The sequence below is a fragment of the Saccharothrix violaceirubra genome, assembly GCF_014203755.1.
Lineage (GTDB): Bacteria > Actinomycetota > Actinomycetes > Mycobacteriales > Pseudonocardiaceae > Actinosynnema > Actinosynnema violaceirubrum.
This window is the reverse complement of the sequence record NZ_JACHJS010000001.1, coordinates 4,144,397-4,170,876: the sequence shown is the minus strand read 5'-3', so window position 1 is coordinate 4,170,876 and position 26,480 is coordinate 4,144,397. Positions and strand designations below refer to the sequence as shown.

Here is a 26,480-nt window from a genome sequence, read left to right as displayed (position 1 = left end):
TCGGACGGCGGAACGGGCGTACCCGGACCCACGTCGGACGGACGGCCGAAATCCGACCGTGGGAAAGGTGATCCGGTGACGACGGAGTACGACGACGCGATGATCGCGGCGGGTGGTGTGGTGCCCGGCACGGCCGAGGGCGGTGCGGACGATCGGGCCACGATCACCGCGCGGCACTACACCCACCTCGGGCTCGACGAGCGCACCGTGGTGCGGCTGGTGCCCGAGATCCTGGGTCGGGCCGAGGACCTGACCTGCGGCTACCTCGGGTTCGCCGCGCCGCTGCGCGTCGTGCCCGTCGGCGTGGGCAAACGAGGCGCGCTCGGCTTCCCGGCCTGGGCGCTGGTCCACGACCCGGCCAACGCCCATCACGCGCTCTCGCTGGTCAAGGACGTGGAACGCATCGCCCGCACGGCCCGGACCCGTGCGGGCGCCGCACGCGACGGGTTCACCACGCTCGGCCGGTCGCTGGAGAAGTCCGCGCCGCACTTCCTGCCCACCTTCTACGAGGAGGCCGGGCGGGTCTTCCTGCGCAACGGCAACACCACGTACGCGGCGACCATGTTCGGCAAGGCACGCGAAGCCGAGCAGACCCACAGCCTCGACGTGGACCCCGAGCGCATCCGGGACGTGTTCCTGGAGTTCGCCTTCGCGGGCGCGTTGACCGCCAAGGCGTTGACCGGCTACGCGCGCACGCTGGCCGAACGCCACGACCCGGAACGGGCCTACGAGCTGTTCGTGACCTTGTGCGTGCAGCGCACGCTCGGCGGGCTGCCCCCGTACGCCGGCATGGCCGAGGACCTGCGCCGGTTGGCGAAGGCAGCCAAGCGCGACCTCGCGGTCGAGGACGAACGCGTGTTGCGGGCGGTGCTCGGCAGCTCCACCCTGTCCCGCACCGGCATCGGGTTCTGGAAGTCCTATCGCGACGCCCTCGTGAAGATCACGGCCGCCGACGTCGAGGTGCGTCGGAGCCTGCTCACGTTCGTGCCCGCCTCCGTCACCAGGTCGGACGACTGGCTGCGGCTGCTGGAGGACACCGGTGCCGTCCGTGAACTCCACGAGCACGCCGACGTGGTCGACCCGGCCGGGTGGCTGTCGCGGGTGATCCAGACGCGCGACTTCGGCTGGGAGACCCACGACCGGTCCACCGTGCTGCTCGCCCTGGCCGACCGCCTGGGTCCGGTGCTGGTCGCGCAGGGCACGCCGGTGAAGATGTTCACCGGGTGGCGGTTCACCGAGTTCGACCTGCTCGACGTGCTGTGCGCGCACGGCGTGCCCATGGCGCCGGCCGAGGACGTCGACTTCCACCTGGAGGACTGGCTCAGGGACACCACGCCCGGACGCCGGGACCTGGTCGCGGTGGCGGCTTCCGCCTTCGGCCCGAACCTGGGCGAGGGCGTGGTCGACCACCTGCGGGCCAATTCGGGTAAGCACGACCTGGCCCGACCGGAGGCCGTGGCCGAAATGGTCGCCGTGCCGGGACTGCGCACCGCGTTGCGCGACTGGATCGACCGGCACGCGCTGCGCACCGACCTGGGGTTGCCGGGCCTTCGGGCGCGGGTGAAGGCGCTGAAGGCGGTGCGCACGCCCGAGGCGTTCGCCGACGTCCCCGCCGCGGCCGAGGCCGTGGCCGCGACCGACGTCGCGGGCGTGCTGCACGCGACGTTGCGCGGTGGCCTGTTCGACGAGCTGGGCTGGGCGGCGTTGGAGGACACCGTCGGCGAGGCGAGGGCTCGGATCTGCGGCGAGGGCTGGCCCGCGCTCGTGGTGCGACGCGGCTCGAGGTTCTCCGTGGTCGGGCCGGACGGCCTGCTCGCCGAGCACGGCTCGCGCATCCCGGCGGACGACCACAGCCCCTGGGCGTTCGACCCGGCCGCGTCGTGGATCTCCGGGACGCTGCTCGTGCGCTGGCTCGGTCGTGAGCGGGAACACGCGTACTGGAGCGACGCGCCCGAGACGATCTTCGACCCGGGCAGCGAACTGAACCACTGGCGGGGGCACGGTGATCCGCTGCCGTCGATCGGGACCGCCGACGGGCGGTTCACCGGACGGCGGGCCGTGCGTCCCGGCGACACCGAGGTCCCTTTGCCCGAACCCGCTTACAGCGACGGGACCACGTGGTGGACCGCGATGCACGCGGACGACGGCTACACCTGGCGCGAGGTCGACCCGACGACCGGCGCCCTCGGCCCGTCGAGCGTGCCCGACTTCCTGCGCGGCACCGACCTGGAATCGGGTTACCTGCGGCCGGCGGTCTCCTCCACCCGGGCGAGCCCGCTCGGGGCGGCCGACGGCCTGCACGGCTGGCGCGTCCGGGTCGACCCGGACGGGACGCGGTACGGCGAGGGAGTGGACGGTCGGGGGTTCGCCACGTCCGCGGGCACGCCGCTCGGCGTGTTGAGCCTGCCCGGCGCCGAGCTGCGGGTGGTCGACACCGACCCGGACGACGATTCGGACGACGACGGCGACCGCGCCGACGTGCTGCTGCTGTCCGGGGACGTGGTCGTCGCGCGGATCACCCCCGGGAAGCGGACGCCGCGTGACGCCGCCGGCACGCCGCTCGTGCCGCCGGTCGGGTGGTGGCACGCGTTGCGGCCCCGCGACGAGGCCGGGTCCGCCGCGCTGCGGGCCGTGACCCGTGAGGCGGTCGAACGGATGCTGGCCGCCGCTGCCGTCGAGGCCGCCGAGAAGCGCAACCGGGGCAAGCGGTTGGCGGCCCTGGTGCAGGGCGAGACGGACGACCTGTCGCGTGCCGTCGCGGCCGAACTGCCCGGTCTGACCAATGTCGGCCTGCTCGCCGGGGTGGTCGACGTGGTGCGCACGGCCGCCCGGATCGCGCGCGTCCACGGCACCTACGCCGAGGTCGCGGTGAAGGCGCGTGAGGTCGCCGTCGCCGAGCCGGTCGCCGTCGCCACCCCGAAGTTCGACCTGTACACCGCGTTGTCGTGGTTCGACGAGCGGCCGGAGGCGGAGCCGAACGGGCTGTCCACGTTGCTGGCCGTGCTCTGCGGCGACGTCCCCGCGGCGCCGGTGGAACTGCCCGAGTCGGGCGTGGACGGGTGGTACCGGTGGTTGCCGCACCTGTCCGCGCTCGCCCACCGGGCGGCTTCCCCGCTGGTGGGCGACCGCGACCGGGACGCGCTCGTGGACGTGCTGGACCTGTTCGTCCGGCACGGGATCGCCGGGCCGGGCTGGCGCACGGTCGTGGTCCGGGTGCCCAAGTTCGCGGACAAGGTGATCGACCGCCTCCTGCCGTTGGATGACGGGTTGGTGGCGCTGCTCGACCACCGGTCCGCGAGCCGGCGCGAGTACGCGGGCGTCGCGTTCGCGCGCGGGGAGTTGGTGCTGCCCCCCAAGTGGGAGCTGGTGACCGATTCGCCCGTCGACCCGGTGTTCGGCCTGACGGCGATCCCGGAGTTCCTGACCACCCTCGCCGAACGCGGTCCCGCGCCCTGGCGCCCGGAGGCCGCGTCGGCGTTGTCCGCGCGCACCGGGCTGTCCCGCGCCGCGGCGACCGTGGTGCTGGCGGGCATGCCCGGCGTCGACGGCTGGGCCACGGCCTACCTGACCCCCGCCGAACGCGGCGTGCTCGGGCTGTCGGCCGCCGAGGCACGGGTCGGGCGCGACCGGTGCCGTGAGATCGACATCCGGGTGCGTCGGCGACTGCTGGCGACCGACCCGCGCGGGCTGTGGACGACCGGGCCGGACGTGGCGGCGATCGCGGCGGTGTGGAACGAGGAGGTGGGCGTGCGCACGCCGGTGCCGGACGAGGTGCTGGTCGCGGCGACGGCGCAGCTCCCGTTCCACAAGGCCACCAAGCTGGTGGCCGACGTGGTCGACTCCGGGACCACGCGGTGGCTGACCACCGACGGGCGGTACCGGTTCGGCGACGACACCTCGTTGGTGGCACGGGAGAAGGGCGCGTTCGAGCCCGACCACATCGAGTCGGTCACGCAGACGGTCGCCTGGCTGGCGTACAACCTGCCGGTGGGGTCGCCGCTGCGGCCGAGGCTGGTGGCCGCGTTGGCGGCGGCCCGCGACCGCGTGCGACACCCGGAGTTCGTGGTGACGCTCGCGGACTGGGTCAGCGTGCGCAGGATCCAGGGACTGTTGGGCGTCACCCTGTCCGAGCCCCTGGTCGAGCACCGGGGGTGGATCGTGGTGGTCCGGGTCGACGACGAGGACTGCGAACTGCACATCCGGCCGGGCCTGATGGGGCCGGGCGACCGCGAGCTGCTCGTGGGGCTGGCGGCGATCACCGACTCCGAGGACCTCGTGCGATCGCTGCACGACCTCCTCTCGCCGGGCCTCGACGCCGCCTGCGTCCCGGCGTTCGACGGCGATCCCCTGGCGTACCAACAGGTTCCGCCCGCGCCGTTGGTCGCCGAGGTCGCGTCTACGCTGGGCCTGGCCGAGGACGCCGCCACCCTGTACCTGCAACTGCTCGCCCTGCCCGACCCGGCGGACGCGAACGTGGCCCGGTGGACCGGCTGGAAGCCCGCACGGCTGAAGGCCGCGCGGACGGCGTTGGCCGGTACGGACCTGGTGGTGAGCGCCAAGCGGGCGCGGGCCGGGCGGTCGCTGTTCCTGCCGGGCGAGTGGTTGCCGCTGTCGAGCCCCTACCTGCCGGTGGAGTCGTGGAAGGCGTCGATGCTGCCGATCGTCGACGGCCGGCCCGAGTCGGTCCTGGTGCCGATCGAGCCGGTGGCCGACCTGTTCGCCCGTGCGTGGCAACGGGTTCGCGAGGGTGACGCACCGGCCTACGAACGCCTGACGACCCGTTGAGCGGTGGGCGCCGTGACCGGATCAGGTCACGGCGCCCGCGGTCAGGGCGTCGATCAGCGCGCCCTGCCAGTAGGCGCGGTCGTGACCGGCGTTGTACTCGTGGACCGACGTGGTGTGCCCCTGGTCGGCGAGGGTGGCGGCCAGGGCGCGGGTGATCGGCGGCATGCCCCACTCCTGGGTGCCCACCTGGAACAGGAAGCGCAGGGGCGGTGCGGGGCGAGGGGAGAAATCGGGCCACCAGAAGGAACCCGACTGCGCGATCACCGTGCCGAAGCGGTCGGGGTGGCGCAGCGCGGCGTGGACGGCGGCCAGTCCGCCGAAGCTCTGCCCCGCGATGGTCACGCGGGAGTCCGCCGCAGGACTGTCCACAGTGATTTTGTCCACTGTGGACCGGACGAAGTCGGCGTAGTCCGGGTCTCCGGTCAGGTGCCGCTCGCGTGCGCCCGAGGTCCCGATCAGCAGGGTGGTGAGTCGCGGCAGCGCGCCCTGGACGATCAGGGCGTCGAGGGTGGGCGCGATCGGGTGCTCCTCGGCCCACATGTCACCGTCGAGGAGCACCAGCACCGGACCGACCGGGCGCGGCGGGCCGTGGACCCAGACCGGGTGCGGGGTGTCGAGCCGGTGCGGGTCGGGCGGCGGACCGTCGACCCAGCGTCGTGGCGGTGCCTCGTCCAGCTCGGCGATCGACACGGTCCGGCCGGTGTGGTGGAAGCGCAGGGGAGTGCGGTTGAACGGGTCGGGCCGCGCGGCGCGCAGCATGGTCCGGCGGTCCGGCAACGGCCCGTCGTGGGTGCTGAACGTGTAGGAGCAGCGCCAGTCCGCGCGCAGGCGGTAGGTGGCGTGCCGCACGTCGGTGCCCGGGGTCCTGGTCAGGGTGAACTTGTCCAGGGCCGAGTAGTCGGTGAACTTGTTCGCGTGCAGCACGACGGTGTCGGCCCGGTCGTCGAAGTGGACGAACGTGACCGCCCGGTGGCGCGGGTCGCCGAGCGGGTCCGGGTCGACCAGGGGTGTGCCCCGGCGTCCGACCTCGGCGCGCAGCGTCGACGGGTCCGGGCCGTGCAGGCGGGTCACCGGCTCCGACCTGGGGAAGTCCGGGCGGCGGGGCATGGGGTGAGCCTCGCACGGGCGGGGTCGGGCGCGGCGTCCGACCCCGCCCGCCGGGTCAGACTCTCCGGGCGACGAAGACGAACTCCCGGCCGGGTCGGTCGGGTGCGTCGCGGACGTCCAGGACGAGAAAGCCCTCGGTGGCAAGGCTTTCCTCCAGCTCCGGGCGGTCGCGGAAGCGGAGGGTCGAGGGGGAGGTGATCTCGAAGCCGTCCTCGGCGAAGCGGTAGGTGTGGGTGAACGACACCAGCGGCAGGCTGACGTCCGTCACCTCCACGAACTGCTCGACCCGACCGACGCCCGGGATGTCGAGCGCGAAGTCCCGGCGACCCCCGCCCCAGTCCTCCCACGCCCGACGCCGCGGGCGGCGGGTCTCGAACACGAAGTGGCCGCCCGGCCGCAGCGCGGCGTGGATGCCGCGCAGCGTCCGGAGCCACTCGTCGTCGGTGAGGAAGACCTGGGCGACGTTCCCGGTCATCGTCGCCAGGTCGACGGCCATCGCGGGCAGGGTCGTCGCGTCGCCGTCGAGCCACGTGACGTCCCCGGCGCCGGGCTTGGCCCTGGCGATCTCCAAGGAGGCCGAGGACGGGTCTACGCCGGTCACCGCCCGTCCGCGCGCCGCGAGCAGGATCGCGAGGTTGCCGGTGCCGCAGCCGACGTCGAGCACGGTCTTGGCGCCCAGTTCGTCGGCCAGGGCCAGGTAGGCCGCGAGGTCGTCGCGTTCGCCGTCGAAGTCGTCGTAGATCCGTGCCAGGCGGGGGTGGTCGAAGATCTCGTCGGGCATCCGCCGACCGTAGCGGGCCGGGCGGCGGGGACGCGCTCCGATTACGCCCGCGGCGTCAGGCTTCCGGTGAGAACAGGGTTTCGTGGGCGCGGACCCACTGGTCGTAGGTGCGTGGCGGGTGGCCGGTCACCTGCTCGACGGTGGGCAGCGGCGTGTACGCGACCTCGGGCGGGGTGGTGCGCATGGCCAGGAAGAACTCGATGTCCTCGTCGCCGTGGCCCTGCGCGCGCCAGCGTGCCACGATCTCGTCGCGACCCAGCTCGACGAAGGGGATGTCGCGGCCGAGCACCGCCGCGATCGCCGCCAGCCGGTCCCGTGCGGTCAGCGCCTCCGGGCCGGTCAGCCAGTACTCCTTTCCCGCGTGTCCGTCGGTGGTGAGCACGGTCGCGGCCACGGAGGCGATGTCCGCCTCGTGGACCATCGCGCTCTTCACGTCGGCGAACCCGTCGACGATCTGCCCGGTCTCCCTGATCTGGGTGGCCCACTCCAGGGAGTTGCTCATGAACTCGACCGGGCTGAGGAACGTGTGGTCCCAGTCCGCGGCGGCGACGGCCCGGTCCAGCCCGGTGGTTTCCGCCTCGCCCTTGAGCACCGTCACCTTGCGCACACCGGCTTTCGTCGCCAGGGCAACGAGTTCCGGGCCGTTGCGCAGCGGTGCGTGGTCGCCGCCGAACCCGATCAGGTGCGCGGCCGTGACCCCGGCGAACACCTCGACCAGCGACGCCGTGTCCGTCAGATCCCCCCGCGCCACCTCGGCGCCGACCGGCAGCCCCGCGCGTGCGGGGTCCCGGGTGAGCGCGCGTACCCGGTGCCCCTCGGCGAGCAGTCGCTCGACCAGCGGCCGGCCGACGTTGCCGGTCGCACCGCACACCAGAACGGTTGTGGCTTCTCCTGTCGTCATGTGTCCGACGCTAGAGCCGATCGCGGACACCCCCCGGCCGCGATCGTCGGCCGGGCGGAGAAATTCCCGACCGGGTGCGAAGCCCGTAGTGGAGGGTTCGGGCGATCGAGGACAGTGGCCGGCCGCGATCGGTGTGAGGATGGCGGTGTGGGTGACAACTCGGCCCGGCTGCTCCGGTTGCTCGCGCTGCTCCAGGCGCGGCAGGAATGGGGTGGGCCGGATCTCGCGGAGCGGCTGGAAGTCAGTGCGCGCACGGTGCGTCGGGATGTCGAGCGGTTGCGGGAGTCGGGATATCCGGTCGACTCGGTCGGTGGTGTGGGTGGCGGCTACCGGCTCGGGATCGGGGGTGCGTTGCCGCCCCTGTTGTTGGACGACGACGAGGCAGTGGCCCTCGCGGTCGGGTTGCGGACGACCGTCGCGCTGACCGGGATCGCGGAGACTTCCGTGCGGGCCTTGGCCAAGCTCGACCGGATCCTGCCCTCGCGGTCGCGGCACCGGGTCGACGCGGTCGCCGCCGCCGTCGTCGCCACGCCCGCCTCCGGTGCCGCCGTGGACACGGCGACGTTGACCGCGATCGCCTCCGCCGTGCGCGACCACCACCGGTTGCGGTTCGACTACGTGGACGGCGGTGGGCGGTCCGCCGTCCGGGAGGTGGAGCCCTATCGGTTGGTGCACAACGGACGCCGCTGGTACCTGTTCGCGTGGGACGTCGGGCGTCGCGACTGGCGTACCTTCCGGGCGGACCGGGTGCGGCCACGCGTTCCCGCCGGGCCGGCTTTCCGTCCACGCGACCTGCCCGCCGACGACGTGGCGAAGTACCTGGTGCACGGGCTGACCACGGCCCGCCACCGACATCGGGCCGTGTTCCTGCTGCACGCCTCGGCGCACGACGTGGCCGAGGTCGTGCCCGCCACCGTCGGCCTGGTGGAACCGGTCGACGGCCGCACGTGCACGTTGTCCCTCGGTTCGGACGAGCCCGACCCGCTCCTGGCCTGGGTCGCGTCGTTCGGGTTCGACTTCGAGGTCCGCGAGCCCCCGGAGCTGGTGGCGCGACTGCGTTCGTTGACGGATCGCCTGAAGCGGGCGGTCGAACGCGCCGATCGGAGTCCACAGTAGACGGTGGTGGTCCGTCCGTTCGCGCGGGGACGGCCGCGCTCGGCCGAATGGACGAGTGCGGTGGGAGATCGACAGCACGTTGACAACCTCCCGTCCCGTGCCCCAGGCTTGTGGTGCGGAGGGGAGTACCCACCCGGCTCGTGGTCGTCATTACGGTCGCTCGACAGCGACTCGGTCACGGCGTCACCGGACACCCGGTGGCAGGGGAGACCTCCGGTTCTCGGACCGGAGGAAGTGCCATGCGCGCCACCATCGTCGTCATCGCCGCGTTCGCCGCCATCACCACGCTCGGTGCGTGCGGCTCGATCGCGGAGACCGCCTCGTCGGTCGCGAACACCGCCACGACCGTGCAGGTCTGCGCCGACGCGTTGTCGCAGGTGTCGATCCCGCTGGACGTGTCCTCGCCGCAGCGGGCCGTCGACCAGGCGCACCAGGCCGCGACCGAGCTGTCCGCGCTGGCCGCCAAGGCCGCCGACACCACGATCAACGAGGCGATCGCCGCGCTGGCCCGCACCATGACCTCGGTGACGGTCGACGACCTCGTGGGCCGCCCGGCCCAGTGGCTCGCCGACCAGGCCGGGCAGGTCGCCACGCTGACCGGCGCCTGTTCGTGAGCGACGCCGTGGTCCGGCCGGACCACGGCGTCGACGGGCACTACAGCGTGCAGTTCTTCCGGGTGCCGGTGTCGATCTTCCGGCCGGTGAACTCCTCGACGATCGCGATGTTCTCCGGCGCGTAGTTCGTCGCGGTGATCTTGTCGGCGTTGGGACCGCCGATCCGGCCGGTGTACGGCGCCGACTTCTCCAGCCAGTACGCCGTGCGCAGGAACTGGGTGAGGACGAGTTCGCGCAGCTTCGGCTCGTTCTTGATCTTCGCCCAGTAGTCGGCGTGCCGGTCCTTGGCCACACGCAGGTACAGCAGCAGGTAGCGCAGGTTCGTCGCGGCGATGTCCCGCGCGTTGCTCGCGCCCACGCCCTTGATGTACTCCTGCACCACGGTCACGGCCGGCAGGCCGGTGAGCCCGGCGTTCAGCTCGGCGAGGATGCCCTGGAGGTGGTACTCGCCCTGCGTGCGGTCACGCAGGTAGATCCCGTCCATGGAGTCGCTGAACTTGTCCTTGATCAGCGGGATGATCTCCTTGCGCGCGAACCCGTCGTGCAGGGGGACGGTCGTCGCCTGGCGCGTCGCGTCGATCCACGCGGCGGTGTGCACGTTCCACCGCGTCCGCGACCCGTCGAGGTCCCACATGTGGGTCTCCTCGTGGATCGCGACCATCATCGACTCGGCGAACGCCTCGAAGTTCTCCTTGCGCACGAACTGGTTCCAGTACTTGTCGTTGACCTGGGCCTTGGCCAACGCCTCGCCGCTGGGCCACCGCCGCTTGTACATGGCCTGGAGCGTCTGCATCCAGTTCGCCGACGTGAACGACGACTTCAGGTCGGCGATGCCCGCCGTGGGAGTTGACGTTTCCTCATAGCAGTACGGTGCCGCGGCGGTCGCGGCCGACGCGCCGGTGACGGCCGCCGATCCGAGTGCCAGGGACAGCACCACGGTCATCACGCGCAGGGTGCGTGCTCGACTCACAGGGACCTCGATTCGCGGGTGGCCGTGACCGGGCGGCAGGGGCGGTCGCGGCGTTCCTAGTCGTCCGGACGGTACCAACGGGCGTCCCCGGTCATGCCATTACACTTCGCCATAACACCGGCACTGTCCGCTATGGACGGTTGAACGCGTCCTCGATCGCCGTGTGCAGCTCCTGTTCCCCCAAGCCGGCGCGGCGGGCGGCCTCGACGAGCGCGCGCACGTGCTCGGCGACGGCCAGGCGCGGACCGTCGGCGGCGTCGGTGAGCACGGCGGCCCGACCCCGGCGCAGGTCGACCAGGCCCTCGTCGCGCAACCGCTGGTAGCCGCGCAGCACGGTGTGCAGGTTCACGCCCAGCGCGGCGGCCACCTCGCGCGCCGGTGGCAGGCGGTCGCCGGGCGAGAGTTCGCCGCGCACGGCCGCGCCCCGCACCGACGCCGCGATCTGGTCGGCCAGCGGGACGTTCGCGGTGGGGTCGATGGTGATCAGCACGGGTCGTCCTCGGGCGTCCGGAGGCGGTCCAGGCAGGTGTTGACCAACGCCGCCGCCGTCGTCGCGTCGTCGACGGTGAGTACGCAGTCCCGCCGGTCGGCCAGGCGCAGCCGCAGGACCGGCCCGGTCGAGCGGGACCGCCAGCCGAACACGGGGCCGTCCGCGACCAGGCCGTAGTCGGCCAGGGGTGACGAATACTCGACGTACGCCTGCTCGATGTGCCGCAACGGCAGCGCGAGCACCGTCCGGCGCAGCAGTGGCTGCGTGACCGTCACACCCTGGTCGCCGACGCGCACCGCCACCCTGGACTGGAGCGCGGCCCCGATCGCGGCGGCCACGCCCAGCACGCCGACCACGCCGAGTCCCGGGGTGGCCAGGGCCGCCGCCGCGGCGACCGCGAGCAGGGCCGTCGTGGCGAACACGTACGGCGTGTACGCCGTCCGGTACCACATCGCGCGTTGTCCGCCGCGCAACGTCAGGCGCGGTGCGTCAGGAGTGGGTCCGGACGTGGCGTCGACGGGCGCGGGGTCGCGGCCGGTGAGCACCCAGCCGCACACGGCCGCCGCCGCGACGATCCACGGATTCCCCTGGACCACGGCCGCGCCCGCCGCCCACGTGAACGGCGCCGGCCAGCGCGTGCCGACCGGTGAGCGGCGGTGGCGGTGCAGCCAGGCCGCCACCGCGAGCGCTCCGACGGCCAGCCAGGCGGCGGTCACCGCAGCCTTCACCGCGGCCTTCACCGGCGTGGCCTCCTGGGCGACCGCCGCGATGACGAGCGGGACCAGCGCGACCACGACCCGCCAGGCGTAGCGGCTCATTCGACACCTCCCAAGTGTTTGCATAATGATAGAACAATGAGGCTACTTCTGGTGCTCGCGATCCTGACCGCGACAGTGGCGCCCGCCCGACCCGGCCCGGAGGTCACGACGGACGGCGGCACGGTCCGCGGCTCGCGCACGGGCCAGGTCGAAAGCTATCGGGGCATCCCGTACGCACAGGCACCCGTCGGAGCACTGAGGTGGCACCCGCCGTTGCCCGCCCGGCCGTGGTCGGGAGTACGGGACGCGACGGCCTCCGGCTCCCCGTGCGCGCAGACCATCCTGCCGACCGGCTCGGCCGAAGACTGCCTCTACCTGGACGTGACGACGCCGCGCGGCACCGGACGCCCGGTCCTGGTGTGGCTGCACGGCGGCGGCAACACCATGGGCAGCGGCGCCGACATCGACCCCGCCCGCCTGGCGGCCCGCGGCGTCGTGGTCGTGACGATCAACTACCGGCTGGGCGTGTTCGGGTTCTTCGGACACCCCGGACTGGCGGGCTCGGGCACGTTCGGGCTCCAGGACCAGCAGGCCGCGCTGCGGTGGGTACGGGCGAACGCGGCGGCGTTCGGCGGCGACCCGCGCGTGGTGACCCTGGCCGGCCAGTCGGCCGGCGCCGTGGACGTGTGCGGGCAGCTCACCTCGCCGGGCGCGGCCGGGCTGTTCCACCGGGTGATCATGCAGAGTGGATCGTGCCGGACCGGGCAGCCGACCTACGGTGCCGACGGCGAGGTCCGGGTCGGCGTCGGCGGGTTCTGGGCACCGGTCGCCGACCGCGAGCGGTCCGGCGCGGCGGTGGCCGCGGAACTCGGGTGCGGCGACGTGGACTGCCTGCGTGGACGGTCGACCGAGGAGCTGCTGCGCCACGAGGCGGGCTTCGGTCCGGCCTACGGGACGCCGACGTTGCCCGAGAACCCGGTCACGGCCGTGGCCGCCGGACGGGTGCACCGCGTGCCCGTGCTGTCCGGCAACACCCGTGACGAAGCACGCCTGACCACCATGTACGCCGAACTCCCCCTCGGTCGGACGCTGACCGCGCAGGAGTACGCCGAGGCGTTGCGCGTGGCGTTCGGCGCGGACCGGGCGGCGGCCGTGCTGCGCGAGTACCCGGCCGGCGCCGACGCCGGTGCCGCGTTGTCGGCGCTGGACACCGACCGGGTGTTCGCGTGCCCGCAGCTGCGCACCGGACGCGACCTGGCCCGGTTCACGCCGGTGCACGCCTACGAGTTCGCCGACCCGGACGCGCCCACGTCGAGCATGTACTTCGGGCAGCGGCCGGCGGGGGCGTCGCACGGCTCGGAACTGGCGTACGTGTTCGACCTGCGCGTCGGCCCCTACGCCGGCCTCACGCCGACCTCGCTCACGCCCCGGCAACGGGCGCTGTCCGACACCATGATCGACAACTGGGCGGGGTTCGTGCGCACGGGCACGGTGCCGTGGCGGTCGGTGCGCTCGTACGCGCCGGACCGGATCGGGTCGGTGGACGGCTGGACCGCACACCGGTGTTCGTTCTGGTCGGACTAGCCGAGGTACTCGCGCAACGCCTCGATGTCGTGCGGGACGCCGTGACCCGCGAGCAGGGTGACGAAGTTGCCGAACCGACGGCCGCCGAGCAGCCACACGGCCGGCGTGGCGGCGAGGACCTCCAGCAGCCGGCGGCGGCCGTCGGGGTCGTCCTCCGTGCGGCGCAGCGCCTCGCCGACGACCGGCAACGCCTCGACACCCGAGACGTGCGGCACGCGGGCCAGCAGGGCGTCGAGCACCTCGGCCCGTTCGGGCAGGGCCGACGCGGCGAGCCCGGCCAGGTCGCCGCCGAGGAACGGGATCCGGTCGTCGCCCTGGTCGGCGCTCCCGGCCCAGCGCAGCAGTTCCGGGACGTCCCGGGTGGCGATCGCCCGGCCCCAGCGCACGAGGCGGCGGTCGTCGGCGACCGGCGTGCCGCCGAGTAGACCGGTCGCCACGACGGCCGTCGCGGCGGCGATCTCGTCGGGGTCGAGCGGTCCGGTCAACGCCGCGACACTGCCCTCGGCCTCCTCGGGGAACCAGGCCAGGGCGTACGCGGCCTGGCACCGGACGCCCGGGTCCGGGTCGGCCAGCAGCGTGCGGAACAGGGGGACGCCCGCCTTCACGGCGTCGTAGGCGGCGACCGTGACGTGGGCGAACAGCCGGTCCTGGTCGTCCTCGGGCAGCGATTCCCTGTGCTCGAAGAAGTCGGCGTCCGGCAGCAGGGCGGCGCCGCCCGCCGCCGCCCGTCGGTACTCGGCGATCGGCACGGTGCCCGGCAGATGGGACTCGTCGTAGCCGATCGCGATCGCCGTCAGCAGCCCCAGCAGGACCTCGCGGTCCGGGGTGTCCGGCGCGGCCACCAGTTCCAGCAGGAACGGGACGGCGTGCGCCGACGCCGGGAACCGGGTGCCCTGGTGGAAGACGTTGCCGTACAACGCCGACACCGCACGTCCGCGTTCGTCCGCGTCCGGTGAGCGCAACGCCCGCAGTTGGCCGGGCACGTCGTCGGCCGGGCCGTAGGCGTGGTCCAGGGAAGACCAGGGCACTTCGTCGAGTCTGTCGAGCACGGTCACATCCTGCACGATCGTCCTTCCCGGACACGTACGATCCGGGCTCCGACGAGGGGGCACATGGACGACAAGGCGCAGCCGCCGGCCTGGGCGGTGTGGGTGGCCCGGGTGATCGCGGTCGCGATCGTGGTCCCGGCGCGGCTCGCGTGGGAGGGGATCAAGGCCGTCGGCCGCGGCATCCGGTTCGTCCTGCGGCCGGTCGGTGCCGGGCTGGGCCGGCTCGGCGCCGCGGTGTCCGAGTACGTGCTGAGGCCGATCGGACGGGTCCTGGTGCCGGTCGGCCGTGGAATCCGGTTCGTCCTGGTCAGGTTCGGCCGCGGTCTCCGGTTCGTCCTGGTCAGGTTCGGTCGTGGACTGCGGTTCGTCCTTGTCGGGCTCGGTCGTGGACTGCGGTGGACGGGTCGAGCCGTGGTCCGGTTCGTGCTCCGGCCCCTCGGCGTGGGACTGCGGTACGTGCTGCAAGGCGTCGTGGCCGTGTTCGAGCTGCTCGACAGGATCGCCCTCCGCCCGAGCGGACGCGCGCTGCGGTGGCTGCGCACACACGTGCTCCGACCGGTGTTCCTCCCGGTGCTCCACGCGGCGCGGTGGCTCGCGGAGCAAGTGCTGCGGGGACTGTGGTGGGTCCTGAGGCTGTCCGGCAACGCCCTGCTCTGGGCCGCGCGCAAGGTCGGCCGGGCACTCGTCGCGCTCCTGCGGGTCCTGCGCGTGATCGGCCGGGTGCTCCTGGACGCCCTGGTCTGGGCCGGTCGTCGGGTGGCGTCGCCGTTCCTGCGGTTCCTGGGCCGGGTGTTCCGGGCCTTGGTCGTCCGGCCGCTGACATGGCTGGGCGGACCGCTCGGCCGGGCCTGGCACGCCCTGGTCGTGGCACCGGCCCGCTGGGTGCGGACCGAGGTCGTCGACCCGGTGCGGGCGGCCGGTCGTCGGGTGCGCGCTCAGCTCAGGGCGGCGATCGGGCGGCGCGACTGACGCACGACCCGGACGGTCAGCACGACACCGGCCACGAGTGTGGCGAGCACGTAGCCGTTGTCCGCCAACGGCACGGCCAGCACCGCCCCGCTGAACACGGCCACCACCCACCAGGGCCGGCGGGCCACCAGCATGCCCAGCGGCAGCACCCACACCCAGTGGTGCGACCACGAGATCGGGCTGACGAGCAGGCCGCAGAACGCCATGACCAGCAACGCCTCCACCGGCCGGTCGTGCACGAGCTTCCGCGTCAGGTACACCGCCACGCCCAGGCACACCAGGGTCAGCACCGCGAGCACGGCCGTGCCGCCGCCGAGCCGCAGCACCACGCCGTTGAGCGACTGGTTGCCCCACCAGGCGTTGGACATCGCGTCGTTGGCGCCGAGCAGGGCCGACGTCCAGTACCGCACCGAGTCGCCGGGCAGCAGCAGGAAACCCAGGCCCGTCGCCACGCCGAACGTCGCGACGGCCCGTGCCGCGTCCCGACGTCGACCGGCGATCAGCAGGTACCCGACGAAGATCAGCGGCGTGAGCTTGACCGCCGCCGCCAACCCGATGAGCACGCCGCTCCACCGTGACCGCCGCAGCACGTCGACCAGCACCAGGGTCATCAGCACCAGGTTGACCTGGCCCAACGCCACCGTGCGCCACACCGGCTCCAACATGACCGGCAGCAGCGGCCACCAGCGCTTCCCGTGCGGCAGCAGGCGTGCCACCACGCCTACGCACACCACCGAGAGTCCGGCCATCCCCGCCCAGGCGAACTCGGTCGGCACGGCGGCCAGCGGCAGGAACAGCAGTGCGGCGACGGGCGGGTAGGCGAACGGCAGGTCGGGGGACCAGGACGGGGTCGCGGGCAGGTGGCCGTAGAGCGGGACCCCGTCCAGGACGGCCAGCGCGCCCGAGCGGTACACCGCGCTGTCCGTGCCCAAGGGCAGGTCGAGAAGCCAACACGCGAAAGCCGCCGCGACGACGGCGCCGAGACCGGCGACGACGATCGGACGGACCGGAACGATCATGAATTCGACGCTAGTGATCACTCAGTGTGAAGTCGTCCCGCCGACGTGGTGTCCCGGTGTCACCTTCGAGTACGGACCCCCTACCCCGGTATCAGTCGTTCGGCGCGACCAGACCCGACTCGTAGGCCACGACGACGGCCTGCGCCCGGTCCCGCGCGTTGAGCTTCGTCAGCACCCGGCTCACGTGGCTCTTGGCGGTCTGCTCCGCGATCGTCAGGGCGTCGGCGATCTCGGTGTTGGACAGGCCGCGCGCGACCAGTCGCAACACCTCGGTCTCGCGCGGGGTCAGGTGCCGCAGCGTGGCGTCGTCGGGCCTGGCCCGGGCGGCGAAGGAGGCCACCAGCCGCCGGGTGACCGAGGCCGCGAACAGCGAATGCCCCGCCGACACCACGCGCACCGCGTTGATCAGGTCGCTCAGCGGCGAGTCCTTGAGCAGGAACCCGCTCGCCCCGGCCTGTAAAGCGCCGTAGACGTACTCGTCGTGGTCGAAGGTGGTCAGCACCAGGACTTTGGTCGTGGCGTGGGAGTCCAGCACGCGCCGGGTCGCCTCCAGCCCGTCCATGCCGGGCATGCGGATGTCCATCAACACCACGTCGGGCGACAGTCTGGTGGCCAGGGCCACCGCCTCCGCGCCGGACGCGGCCTCGCCCACGACCTCGAGGTCCGGCCTGCTGTCCAAGGCCACGCGCAGGCTCTCGCGGATCATCGCCTGGTCGTCCACGACCAGCACCGTCGTGGTCACCCGTCCTCCAGCCCGCGCAGCGGCAGACGTGCCGTCACCGTGAACCCCCCGTCGTCCGTCGGCCCGGCGTCGAACGCGCCGTCCAACACCCGGACCCGTTCCGCCATTCCAACGAGTCCGTGCCGGGGGCGATGCGGATCGGTGTCCGAGGCGGGACGTACGCCGGGCGTGTTCACTATGGAGACGAGCAGTTCGCTTTGGTGTGCCACGAGGTCGATCGTGACGGCTCCGCCGGGCGCGTGCCGTGCGCAGTTGCTCAACGCCTCCTGGACGATGCGGTAAGCCGAAAGTCCGACGGCGGCGGGAAGTCCGGCGAAGTCGGTGCGCAACGTGATCGGGGTGCCGGTGGCGCGGAACGACTCCACCATGCCGGCCACGTCGTCGGCACCGGGTTGCGGCGCCGTCTCGGCGGCGTCGTCGGGTGCGCGCAACGCGGTCAACACGTGCCTGGTCTCCACGAGCCCGTCGCGTGCCATCCGGTGCAGCAGCGCGAACTCGGCCCGTACCTCGGGAGGCAGATCGGGGAACCGGTACGTGACGGCGTCCGCGCGCAACACCAACGCGGACATGTGGTGACTGACGACGTCGTGCAACTCCCGCGCGATACGGGTCCGTTCCTCCAAGGCGACGGTACGTGCCCGCTCGGCCAACCGCCGCCGCTCGGCGACCCGCCGCATCCGCACGGCGTCACCGAACCCCAGCACACCCGCGACGAGCACCGTGACCAAGGAGAGGTCGCGCCAATCGGGCAGGTGCGGCCCGGCGGCGAGCGCGGTGACGACCGCGACCGGTACGAGCACCCGACGTTCGGCGGTTTCCGCCACCACGTAGAGGATGTAGGCCAAGCCGAGCGCGAGCCCCATCGTCCACGGCCAACCCCACGCACGGACCAGGTCGACGTGAGGTCCGTAGACCAACGGCGCGAACAACACCATCGCGACCAGCACCAACCACGCCGGTAACGGCCACCACCGCGCCAACACCACCGGAACCGCCGTGGCCATCCCGCTCACGACCAGGAACAGGTCGATCTCCGGCCGGGCCGGCACCACGGCGAAGAACGCCACCGCGGCGGACGCCGCGACCACTCCCGCGAGACGAAGGCGCGGCCTGTGCGTCGTCATGCCGCAACGGTATCGACTTTCCGGTGGTCAGCCCGAGCGGCGAGCGAGACACCCGCCAAGCACCTCGCGAACGCACAACTCACGGTGCCTCAACGCACAACTCGCGGTGTCCGAACGTATAACTCGCGACCCGGTTAACTCACACGGGCGACCCGCCCCACCTGCCCGCCCCGACCCCCTCGGTTACCGTGGACCCACCGTCCGAACCAGTCCGGATCAGTCCACATGAGACCGAATGGGGAGCGGGTTCCCATGGCGCTGCTGCTCTACCGGCTCGGCCTGCTCGCCTACCGCCGCCGGTCCCTGATCGTCCTGGCCTGGCTGCTGATCCTCGTCGGCGCCGGCGTCGGCGCCGTCACCCTGGGCGGCAAGACGGCCGACTCCTTCGCGATCCCCGGCCAGGAGTCCACCACCGCCCTGGAGATCATCGACCGGAAGTACGGCGCCCAGGCCGGCGGCACCACCGCACGCCTGGTGCTCAAGGCCGAGGAGGGCCACACCCTCACCGAACCGGCCACCGCGGACGCCATCAAGAAGATCGTCGCCGACCTCAGGGCGCTGCCCGGCGTGGTGAACGCGTCCGACCCGCTCGCCCCCGACGCGCCGACCGTGAACGCCGACCGGACCACCGGCTACAGCACCGTCACCTACGGCGTCGGTCCGGGCGAGGTGCCCGACGACCAGCGCACCGCGTTGTACGACACGGTGAAGAACATCCGCGGTCTGACCGCCGAGGTCGGCGGCGAGGCCACGAACGTGCCCCCGCCGGTCGGCGGCCCCGCCGAGGCGGCCGGTGTGGTGATCGCCCTGGCCATCCTCGCCCTCACCTACGGCTCGCTGGTCACGGCCGGGATGAACCTGCTCACCGCGGCGGTCGGCGTCGGCGTCGGCACGCTGGGCATCATGATCGCGACCGGTTTCATGGACCTCCAGTCCACGACACCCGTGCTCGCCGCCATGCTGGGCCTGGCCGTGGGCATCGACTACGCCCTGTTCATCATCAACCGGTTCCGCCAGGAGCTGCGGCACGGCGCCGACGTCGGCCCGGCCGTGGCGAACGCGGTCGGCACGGCCGGGTCCGCCGTGGTCACCGCCGGTGTCACGGTGGTGATCGCGCTGGCGGGACTGGCCGTGGTCGGCATCCCGTTCCTGACCCAGATGGGCGTGGCCGCCGCCGCCACGATCGTGGTCTCGGTGTTCGTCGCCATCACGCTCGTCCCCGCCGTGCTCGGCTTCATCGGCCGCCGCGCGCTGCCACGCAGGCAACGCCTGCCCGGCGGCGACCCGGACGACCACGAACGAGGCTTCTTCCGGGGCTGGATCGGTGGCGTCACCCGTACCCGGGTGGTCGCGCTGCTGCTGTCGATCGTCGCGCTGGGCGTGATCGCGATCCCGGCGGCGGACATGCGCACCACGCTCGTGCAGAAGCCCCAGGCGGAGACCACCCAGGCCAGGGCGCAGGACATGCTCGCCGAGGCGTTCGGGGAGGGTTTCAACGGGCCGCTGCTCGTCCTGCTCGAAGGCGACGACGCGGCCGGCGAGGCGGCCCGGGTGTCCGAGAAGATCCGCGGCTTCGCGGACGTCGCCGTCGTGACGCCGCCCGTGCCCGACCAGGCCGCGACCGCCGCCATGGTCACCGTGATCCCGAAGTCCGGTCCGGCCAGCGAGGACACCGAGAAGCTGGTCACCGACCTGCGCGACCTGCTGCACGGGCTCGACGGCGTCACCGGCTACGTCACCGGCGCCACGGCGGTGAGCGTGGACGTGGCCGTGTCGCTGGACGACGCGCTGCCGGTCTACCTGGTCCTGGTGGTCGGTCTGGCGCTGATCCTGCTGGTCCTGGTGTTCCGGTCGCTGCTGGTGCCGCTGGTGGGCGTGCTCGGCTTCCTGCTCACGATCGGCGCGTCGCTGGGCGCGACCGTGGCCGTGTTCCAGTGGGGGTGGCTGTCGGCCGTGGTCAACCTCGACGCCACCGGGCCGCTGATCAGCCTCACCCCGATCCTGGTGATCGGCATCCTGTTCGGCCTGGCCATGGACTACCAGATCTTCCTGGTGTCGCGCATGCACGAGGCGCACCACCTCGGCGCCCGGCCGCACGAGTCGATCGCCGTCGGGTTCCGCCGGGCCGCGCCGGTCGTCATGGCCGCCGCGCTGATCATGTTCTCCGTGTTCGCGGGCTTCGTCCCGGCGGGCGAGGGGCCCATCAAGTCGATCGCGTTCGCGTTGGCCATCGGCATCGTCGTGGACGCGTTCGCCGTGCGGATGGTGCTGGTGCCCGCCGCGTTGGCGTTGCTGGGCGAGAGCGCGTGGTGGCTGCCGCGCGCGTTGCGGTGGCTGCCCACGCTCGACGTGGAGGGTACGGCGCTGGACACGCGGGACCCGGCCGTCGGTTCGCGCAACTGAATTCCCACGCCGGGAAAACCGGAGGCGCGGACGCGGACGACATGTCTACGGTCGGCCGGGTGATCGACTACTTCGGGGAAAGCGTCGCGGCCCGCTACGACGAGCGGCACGACGGAATGTTCGAGCACGACGTCGTGGAGCCGGCGGTCGACCTGCTCGCGGCACTCGCGGGTGCCGGCCGGGCACTGGAACTGGGCGTGGGCACCGGTCGGATCGCGTTGCCGCTGAACGCGCGCGGCGTCCCGGTGCACGGGATCGACCTGTCGCGGGCGATGGTCGACCGGCTGCGCGCCAAACCCGGCGGCGACCGCATCGGGGTGACCATCGGGGACTTCACCACGACCCGGGTCGAGGGCACGTTCTCGGTGGCGTACCTGGTCTTCAACACGATCATGAACCTGACGTCCCAGGACGAGCAGGTCGACTGCTTCCGCACGGTCGCCGACCACCTGGAACCCGGCGGCACGTTCGTGATCGAGGTGGGCGTGCCGGAGTTGCGCGCCCTGGCGCCGGGGCAGATCGCCCGGCCGTTCCGCGTCACCCCGACGGAGGTCGCGTTCGACGTGTACGACGCGGCGACGCAGCTCATGTCGTCGAACTACGTGGAGGTGGTCGACGGCCGGGGCGAGTACCGCTCGATCCCGTTCCGCTACGTGTGGCCGGCGGAACTGGACCTCATGGCCCGGCTCGCCGGGCTCCGGCTGCGCGAGCGCCGGGGCGGGTGGCGCGACGAGCCGTTCACCGCCGACAGCGAGAAGCACGTGTCGGTGTGGGAGAAGCCCGTCACGCCGTGACGAACAGCAGCACCGCGCACACGAGCAGCGTGGCGGTGCCGACGATCAACCCCTTCCGCCGGTTCGGGTCGTCGTCGGACTTGCCGTACCTGACCAGCAGGACGATCTGGATCACCAGCAGCACGAGGCCGAGGAAGATGAGCACGAGGGCTCCGACGCGGCCGGGGACGGGCGGGTTCCCCGTCCCGGCAACGTGAATCATGCTCGAAAAAGGGTTCGCGCGGCCCGGCGCCGTCGTCGAGGTCCGCGTCACCGGGTCCGGACGGCGTGTCCTGATGTCCACAATGGACATTGTGGGTCGGCGCCGCGCCAGGGACGACGCGCGTTCCTAGGACAGGCGTCGGCGCCCGGCGAACCCGAGGTCGGCGCGGTGGTACCAGTCGAGCCCGGCGTCGCCCTCCAGCCAGCACAGCAGCACCGGGGCGCCGTCGAGTTCGGCCGGGAAGTCGACCAGCAGCGGCGCGAACCCCTTCAGTTCGGCGCCGGTGGCCTGGACCGTGCTCATCAGGTCGTCGAGCCGCGCCTGGGCGGCCTTGAACTCGGGCAACCCGCCGAGGTCCGTCACGACCCCGTCGGCGAGCGCGGCGGACAGCTCGGCCGCGTCCGCCCTGATGACGACGATCTCGTCGAGCACCGGCCGCAACCGCTCCAACTCGGCCCGGGCCTCGTCAACGCCGAACAACCCCACCGCCCGCTCCCTTCGTCACACCGACGGGTACCCAGTGGGTCGCGCGTCGACCCCTGGGCCGGTCCGGGCGCGGGCCCGGACCGGCGCAGGCTACCGGGGCTCGATGACCACCACGGGAATCTCCCGGCCGGCGGCGTCCGCGAACCGCGTGAAGAAGGGGGTCTCCTGGTGGAACCGCTGGACCAACGCGTCCCGTTCGGTGCCCTGGGCGATCCGGGCCGTCGCGGACCGCCGGTCGGCGCCGACCTCGACCTCGACCTCGGGCCGGGCGACGAGGTTGTGGTACCACCCCGGGTGGTTCGGGCGCCCACCGTTGGCCGCGACCACGACCAGCGCCTCGCCGGCGGGCAGGTAGCACAACGGCGAGATGTGCGAGGCACCCGTGCGGGCGCCCTGGTGGTGGAGCAACAGCAGGTCGCGTCCCTCGTAGGCACCCCCGACCACGCCCCCGTTGGCCCGGAACTCCTCGATCACCGCCTGGTTGCGCACGATCCGCTCGTCCACGGTTTTCCTCTCCGCTTGTAGACCTACCGGGAATCCTGCCACGCGACCGCCCCGGGCACCGGGCCCGTCGGGTAGTAGTGGTGTCATGACGAACCGTAATCCCGTGATCGACGGGGGGTTACGCGAGATCTTCGGCGAGGATGCCCGGATCTTCCTCAAGGCGGATCCTCTCGCCGGCCTGGTGGCGGCGTCCTTGTACGTCAAGGAGGGCACGGTCCCGGCGCGGGTCATGGACGTCTGGCGTCGCGAACTGGTCGTGGGCCGGCGGACGGTGGAGAACTCCGAGGTCGTCTTCATCGAGCGTGCCCGTGCCCAGGGCTACACGTGGGAACTCATCGCCGAGGAACTGGGCATCGACGACGCCGAACGGCACCTCGAAGACCTCAAAGCGGCGCTCGAACGTTCCCACCCGGGTCGGAATCCACGCCCTTACCGGATGTGAGCAGGCTCGCGGCGCCGGCGAGCACCACCAGCACGGCCTCGTAGCCGAACAACGTGCCCCGACTGCCGACCCACCCGAGCAGCAACCCGGTCGCCGCGTAGCCCAGCGGAAGACCGCCCTGCTCGACGAACGTCAGGAATCCCTCCACCCGGCCGAGCGAGCCGTTGGGCACCACGCCCATGAGGTAGCGGTTCTGGATCACGTTCAGGATCGAGATCTGGAGCGCCACGACGCCCCACGCCAGACCCGTCACCCATACGGGCAGGTCCAGCAGCAGCAACGGGAACAGTGCCGCCGTCAGCCAGTGCTTGACCGACACCGCCGCGCGCAGCCCGATCCGGTCCTCGATCCGACCGGCCAGGAGCGAACCCAGGATCGCACCCAGGGCCGCCGCCGTGAAGACCGTCCCGGTCTCGAACGTCGACGCGCCGCGCTCGCGCACCAGCACGATCAGCAGCAACCCGATGCCCGCGAACAGGAAATCGCCCACCGACGTCAACACGGTCAACGTCCTGAGCAGCGGGCGTCCCCACGCGATCCGGGCGCCGGTCGTCAGGTCCCGCGGCCAGGACACCTCCGGGTACGGGCGGTCGGCGCCCAGCCGGGTGCGGATCGCGAGCACGCACACCATGATCGCGACGAACGACACCGCGTCGACCAGGAACGGCGACGCCGGACCGGCCGTTTCGAACAGCAGGCCGGCCAGCGGCGGACCGACCAGCGCGGCGACGCCCCACACCACCTCGCTCCGCGCCGCCGCGACCTCGGGCGGCACGATCCGGGGCAACGCCGCCGTGTCGGCGATCCGGTACACGGTCGCCGCCGCGCTACTTACGAACGCCACCACGTAGAGCTGCGGCAAGGTCAGCACGTCGAGCCCGAACGCCACCGGGAGGGACGTCACCGAGACCGCGCCGACCACCGTTCCGCACACCATCAGCATCCGTCGCGACGCCCGGTCCGCGAGCACTCCGATCGGTACGGCCAGCACCAACGGCGGCACGGCGGCCACGGCGGCGACCAGACCCGCCTGCGCGGGCGAACCGGTCAGGAACAGCACCAGCAGCGGGAACGCGACCACCGTGACCTCGTCGCCGATCGCGGACAGCACCGTGCCGACCTGCCACAGCCGGAAGTCCATGGCCGAAGTCAAGCAGTGACGGGCAACCGCTTTTCCCGTCGCCGCACCGACCACTCGGCCACGGTGAGGTTGATCGCCCAGGCCGCGCCCAGCAGCCACGCCCGCGTCGTCACGTCCGGCGCACCGACCGCCAGGTACCAGACGGCACTGACCACGGCCTGCGTGCCCGCGCCGATACCGACCGCGTAGGCACGCAGCATCCACGCGCGGTGGGTCGGCACATCACCACGTCGGATCGCTTGGAACGCCAACACCAGCGCGACCACCATGAGAGTCCCGACCACGATGCGGAAACCACCCAGCAGCGGCCCGTCACTCGGCGGCAGCGGGTAGAACAGCGTCATGTACAAGCCGCTTACGGCGGCGATCAGTCCACAAGGGAGGACCGCGCGCCCGGCCAGGCGGTGCCACCGACGGCCGCGCAGGCTCGGCGCGAACTGGAACGCGCCGAGCACGCAGAACACCGTCGCGCCGACGATGTGCAGCACGACGGGCACGGGGTCGGCGAAGAAGCGGGCGTTGGCGGCGGTCACGTCCGCCCCGCCGCCCAGCTCGGCCACCCGGATGCCGCCCGCCAGCACCGGCACGGCGGCGAGCAGCAGCAACCCGGCCGGCACCGGCCACTGGCGTCTCGCGAAGGTCGTCATGGCGACGATCGTGCGCCCGCCCACCGCGCTGGTTCATCGGCAATCCGACCGTGGCCGAAAGTACTAGCGGGTCTCGTACGCCCAGAGCGCGATCTCCACGCGGTTGCGCGCGCCGAGTTTCGTCATCAGGCTCGCGACGTGCGACTTGACCGTGCTGAGCGAGATGTGGAACTCCCGTGCGATCTCGTTGTTGGTCCGCCCACGCGCGACCGCCGCGAGGATCTGCTCCTCGCGGTCGGTCAACGGGTCCAGCGGCCGGGCCGGTCGGGGGCCGCGCCCGGCGAACGTCGCCAACAGCCGAGCGGTCACCGAGGGCGCGATCAACGCGTCGCCGTCCGCCGCCGCGTGCACCGCTTGCGTGAGCATGTCCGCGCCCGCGTTCTTGAGCAGGAAACCCTTGGCACCGGCGCGCAACGCCCCGTGCACGTACTCGTCGAGGTCGAAGGTCGTGATGACGACCACCGCGATCGGGTCGTCGACCCGCGGCCCGGCGAGCCGCCGCGTGACCTCGATGCCGTCCAGGCCGGGCATCCGGATGTCGACCAGGCACACGTCGGGCCGCAGCTCGCGGGCCAGGCGGACCGCCTCGACACCGTCGGCTGCCTCGCCGACCACGTCGATGCCGGGCTGGGCACGCAGGATCATCGCCAGCCCGGTCCGCACGATCTCCTGGTCGTCGGCGATCACCACCCGTACGGTCACGGCGTCACCTTCGGTAGTTCGGCGGCCACGAGCCACCCACGTCCGTCATCGGGTCCCGCGACACAGGTGCCACCCAACAGCGTGGCCCGTTCGACCATACCCACGAGCCCGTAACCGGGCGTGGCGGACGAAGAAGCCCGCCCGTCGTCACTGACCCGCAAGCGCACGACGGCCGCGTCCACGTCGACCCGGACGTGGACGCGGGTGGCGTCCCGCGCGTGCCGCCGCGCGTTGGTCACCGCCTCCTGCGCCAACCGGAAGACGGCCGTGCCGACCGGAGCGGGAAGACCGGTCGCGTCACCGACCACTTCGATGTCGACCACAGGCGTGCCGCGGGACGCGAGCGTGCCCAGGTCGTCGAACCGGGGCGTGCCTTCGACCGGATCGACGGCACGAAGGATGCGCACGATCCCCCGCATCTCGTCCAACGCCTTTCCGGCCTCGACGTCGATCACCCGCAGAGCATCCACTGCGGCTCCCGGATCGGTCGCGGCCAACGCGATCCCCGCCTGCGCCCGCACCGCCATCGCCGACACGTGGTGGGCGACCGTGTCGTGCAGATCCCGTGCCAACCGCTCCCGTTCCCACGATTTGGCCTGGTCGAGTTCCCGGGCCCGGGCACGCACCCGATACCGCACCGCGGCACCCAAAGCCATGGCAGCGGCCAGGATCCCCACACCGGCCAACGCGTCACCCCAGGCGAGGTACCCGAGCGACGCGGACAACCCCACCTTGCCGACCATGACGACGGCACCCGACACCGCGTCGCGCCCGGACCCCCACCTGAACAAGGAGAAGGGCAACAACAGCAGGTAGGCCAGCACGCCCTGGTCGGGAAACTCCCGCCGGAAAACCAGCGAAAGAACAAAACACCCACCGAAAGCGATCACCACGACCGGGAACGGCGCCCGCCGACGCCAGGGCAACACGAACACCAGCCCGGCCGCCACGACCGCGGACCACACGCCGTGCCGCGTCAGCCCTTCGACCAACGCGACAGGCACCAACACCGCGACCAGGACCCAGTCCCACCACACCGGTCCGGGCCCGGGACCGGGCCGGGGCTCCCGCCACAACGAACGAAGGACGTCGACCACCGCCACATGGTACGAACCGCCGGACCACCCCGTATCAGCCGAAAGTACGACCG

Annotated in this window: 25 protein-coding genes; 8 read left to right on the top strand and 17 right to left on the bottom strand. The window is 72.4% G+C overall.

Going from position 1 to position 26,480, the window contains the following annotated elements:
- The first annotated feature begins 75 nt into the window (after positions 1 to 75).
- Positions 76 to 4,785 (top strand): hypothetical protein, encoded by a 4,710-nt coding sequence (locus tag F4559_RS19285; RefSeq protein WP_184670624.1) that lies wholly within the window; start codon positions 76 to 78, stop codon positions 4,783 to 4,785.
- Between the two features lie 21 nt (positions 4,786 to 4,806).
- On the opposite strand, the gene F4559_RS19280 is transcribed toward F4559_RS19285, so the two are convergent.
- The 3 genes from F4559_RS19280 to F4559_RS19270 are packed head-to-tail and all read right to left on the bottom strand — an operon-like array spanning position 4,807 to position 7,574.
- Positions 4,807 to 5,892 (bottom strand): enterochelin esterase domain-containing protein, encoded by a 1,086-nt coding sequence (locus F4559_RS19280; protein ID WP_184670622.1) that lies wholly within the window; start codon positions 5,890 to 5,892, stop codon positions 4,807 to 4,809.
- 55 nt (positions 5,893 to 5,947) lie between these two features.
- Positions 5,948 to 6,673 (bottom strand): class I SAM-dependent methyltransferase, encoded by a 726-nt coding sequence (locus F4559_RS19275; protein ID WP_184670620.1) that lies wholly within the window; start codon positions 6,671 to 6,673, stop codon positions 5,948 to 5,950.
- A 55-nt stretch (positions 6,674 to 6,728) separates the two neighbouring features.
- Positions 6,729 to 7,574: an SDR family oxidoreductase gene (locus F4559_RS19270; RefSeq protein ID WP_184670618.1), complete on the bottom strand. Its 846-nt coding sequence runs from the start codon at positions 7,572 to 7,574 to the stop codon at positions 6,729 to 6,731.
- A gap of 147 nt (positions 7,575 to 7,721) precedes the next feature.
- Between F4559_RS19270 and F4559_RS19265 the strand changes: the two genes are divergently transcribed.
- Positions 7,722 to 8,690: a helix-turn-helix transcriptional regulator gene (locus F4559_RS19265; RefSeq protein ID WP_184670616.1), complete on the top strand. Its 969-nt coding sequence runs from the start codon at positions 7,722 to 7,724 to the stop codon at positions 8,688 to 8,690.
- A 239-nt stretch (positions 8,691 to 8,929) separates the two neighbouring features.
- Positions 8,930 to 9,304, top strand: a complete 375-nt coding sequence (locus F4559_RS19260; protein WP_184670614.1) for a bacteriophage spanin2 family protein — start codon at positions 8,930 to 8,932, stop codon at positions 9,302 to 9,304.
- A gap of 40 nt (positions 9,305 to 9,344) precedes the next feature.
- Here F4559_RS19260 and F4559_RS19255 read toward each other — a convergent pair whose 3' ends face one another.
- The 3 genes from F4559_RS19255 to F4559_RS19245 all read right to left on the bottom strand — a co-directional run bounded on the left by F4559_RS19255 (position 9,345) and on the right by F4559_RS19245 (position 11,582).
- Complete coding sequence (locus tag F4559_RS19255) at positions 9,345 to 10,247, bottom strand: hypothetical protein (protein ID WP_246445265.1); 903 nt, start codon at positions 10,245 to 10,247, stop codon at positions 9,345 to 9,347.
- A 157-nt stretch (positions 10,248 to 10,404) separates the two neighbouring features.
- Positions 10,405 to 10,764: a GntR family transcriptional regulator gene (locus F4559_RS19250; RefSeq protein WP_184670612.1), complete on the bottom strand. Its 360-nt coding sequence runs from the start codon at positions 10,762 to 10,764 to the stop codon at positions 10,405 to 10,407.
- Positions 10,758 to 11,582 (bottom strand): hypothetical protein, encoded by an 825-nt coding sequence (locus F4559_RS19245; protein WP_184670610.1) that lies wholly within the window; start codon positions 11,580 to 11,582, stop codon positions 10,758 to 10,760. Before F4559_RS19245 ends, F4559_RS19250 begins: the two co-directional genes overlap by 7 nt.
- 36 nt (positions 11,583 to 11,618) lie before the next feature.
- On the opposite strand from F4559_RS19245, the gene F4559_RS19240 reads away from it, so the two are divergent.
- On the top strand, positions 11,619 to 13,106 hold the full coding sequence (locus F4559_RS19240; RefSeq protein ID WP_184670608.1) for a carboxylesterase/lipase family protein: 1,488 nt from the start codon (positions 11,619 to 11,621) through the stop codon (positions 13,104 to 13,106).
- On the opposite strand, the gene F4559_RS19235 is transcribed toward F4559_RS19240, so the two are convergent.
- The gene (locus tag F4559_RS19235; RefSeq protein ID WP_184670606.1) at positions 13,103 to 14,155 is read right to left on the bottom strand and encodes a hypothetical protein; all 1,053 of its coding nucleotides are present in this window, start codon (positions 14,153 to 14,155) and stop codon (positions 13,103 to 13,105) included. The two genes, F4559_RS19240 and F4559_RS19235, sit on opposite strands and share 4 nt — an antisense overlap.
- 63 nt (positions 14,156 to 14,218) lie before the next feature.
- Here F4559_RS19235 and F4559_RS19230 point away from each other — a divergent pair, with 63 nt between their 5' ends.
- On the top strand, positions 14,219 to 15,124 hold the full coding sequence (locus F4559_RS19230) for a hypothetical protein (protein WP_184670604.1): 906 nt from the start codon (positions 14,219 to 14,221) through the stop codon (positions 15,122 to 15,124).
- Here the strand turns inward: F4559_RS19230 and F4559_RS19225 are convergent.
- The 3 genes from F4559_RS19225 to F4559_RS19215 form a co-directional block, all read right to left on the bottom strand.
- Positions 15,091 to 16,143 (bottom strand): glycosyltransferase 87 family protein, encoded by a 1,053-nt coding sequence (locus F4559_RS19225; protein WP_184670602.1) that lies wholly within the window; start codon positions 16,141 to 16,143, stop codon positions 15,091 to 15,093. The genes F4559_RS19230 and F4559_RS19225 overlap by 34 nt on opposite strands.
- Positions 16,144 to 16,234: 91 nt before the next feature.
- Positions 16,235 to 16,885: a response regulator gene (locus tag F4559_RS19220; protein WP_184670600.1), complete on the bottom strand. Its 651-nt coding sequence runs from the start codon at positions 16,883 to 16,885 to the stop codon at positions 16,235 to 16,237.
- Positions 16,882 to 18,009 carry a sensor histidine kinase gene (locus F4559_RS19215; protein ID WP_184670598.1) on the bottom strand — a complete coding sequence of 376 codons (1,128 nt, stop codon included), beginning with the start codon at positions 18,007 to 18,009 and terminating at the stop codon, positions 16,882 to 16,884. The genes F4559_RS19220 and F4559_RS19215 overlap by 4 nt, the downstream gene beginning before the upstream one ends.
- Positions 18,010 to 18,261: 252 nt before the next feature.
- Here F4559_RS19215 and F4559_RS19210 point away from each other — a divergent pair, with 252 nt between their 5' ends.
- Both F4559_RS19210 and F4559_RS19205 read left to right on the top strand, forming a co-directional pair.
- Positions 18,262 to 20,412 (top strand): MMPL family transporter, encoded by a 2,151-nt coding sequence (locus F4559_RS19210; RefSeq protein ID WP_184670596.1) that lies wholly within the window; start codon positions 18,262 to 18,264, stop codon positions 20,410 to 20,412.
- A 41-nt stretch (positions 20,413 to 20,453) separates the two neighbouring features.
- A complete protein-coding gene (locus F4559_RS19205) occupies positions 20,454 to 21,206 on the top strand; it encodes a class I SAM-dependent DNA methyltransferase (RefSeq protein WP_184670594.1) in 753 nt (250 codons plus the stop codon).
- Here F4559_RS19205 and F4559_RS19200 read toward each other — a convergent pair.
- The 3 genes from F4559_RS19200 to F4559_RS19190 all read right to left on the bottom strand — a co-directional run bounded on the left by F4559_RS19200 (position 21,196) and on the right by F4559_RS19190 (position 22,398).
- Positions 21,196 to 21,351 (bottom strand): hypothetical protein, encoded by a 156-nt coding sequence (locus F4559_RS19200; RefSeq protein ID WP_184670592.1) that lies wholly within the window; start codon positions 21,349 to 21,351, stop codon positions 21,196 to 21,198. The genes F4559_RS19205 and F4559_RS19200 overlap by 11 nt on opposite strands.
- Before the next feature lie 183 nt (positions 21,352 to 21,534).
- Positions 21,535 to 21,894 (bottom strand): DUF2203 domain-containing protein, encoded by a 360-nt coding sequence (locus tag F4559_RS19195; RefSeq protein ID WP_184670590.1) that lies wholly within the window; start codon positions 21,892 to 21,894, stop codon positions 21,535 to 21,537.
- A 90-nt stretch (positions 21,895 to 21,984) separates the two neighbouring features.
- On the bottom strand, positions 21,985 to 22,398 hold the full coding sequence (locus tag F4559_RS19190) for a nitroreductase/quinone reductase family protein (protein ID WP_312865724.1): 414 nt from the start codon (positions 22,396 to 22,398) through the stop codon (positions 21,985 to 21,987).
- A 103-nt stretch (positions 22,399 to 22,501) separates the two neighbouring features.
- Between F4559_RS19190 and F4559_RS19185 the strand changes: the two genes are divergently transcribed.
- Positions 22,502 to 22,840 (top strand): hypothetical protein, encoded by a 339-nt coding sequence (locus F4559_RS19185; RefSeq protein WP_184670585.1) that lies wholly within the window; start codon positions 22,502 to 22,504, stop codon positions 22,838 to 22,840.
- Here the strand turns inward: F4559_RS19185 and F4559_RS19180 are convergent.
- From F4559_RS19180 to F4559_RS19165, 4 genes are all read right to left on the bottom strand, one after another.
- Positions 22,782 to 23,981 (bottom strand): MFS transporter, encoded by a 1,200-nt coding sequence (locus tag F4559_RS19180; protein ID WP_184670583.1) that lies wholly within the window; start codon positions 23,979 to 23,981, stop codon positions 22,782 to 22,784. The two genes, F4559_RS19185 and F4559_RS19180, sit on opposite strands and share 59 nt — an antisense overlap.
- Before the next feature lie 8 nt (positions 23,982 to 23,989).
- Complete coding sequence (locus F4559_RS19175) at positions 23,990 to 24,628, bottom strand: DUF2306 domain-containing protein (protein WP_184670580.1); 639 nt, start codon at positions 24,626 to 24,628, stop codon at positions 23,990 to 23,992.
- A 63-nt stretch (positions 24,629 to 24,691) separates the two neighbouring features.
- Positions 24,692 to 25,330 (bottom strand): response regulator, encoded by a 639-nt coding sequence (locus F4559_RS19170; RefSeq protein WP_184670578.1) that lies wholly within the window; start codon positions 25,328 to 25,330, stop codon positions 24,692 to 24,694.
- Entirely contained in the window at positions 25,327 to 26,427 is a 1,101-nt protein-coding gene (locus F4559_RS19165; protein WP_184670576.1) for a sensor histidine kinase, read from the bottom strand. The genes F4559_RS19170 and F4559_RS19165 overlap by 4 nt, the downstream gene beginning before the upstream one ends.
- Between the last annotated feature and the right edge of the window lie 53 nt (positions 26,428 to 26,480).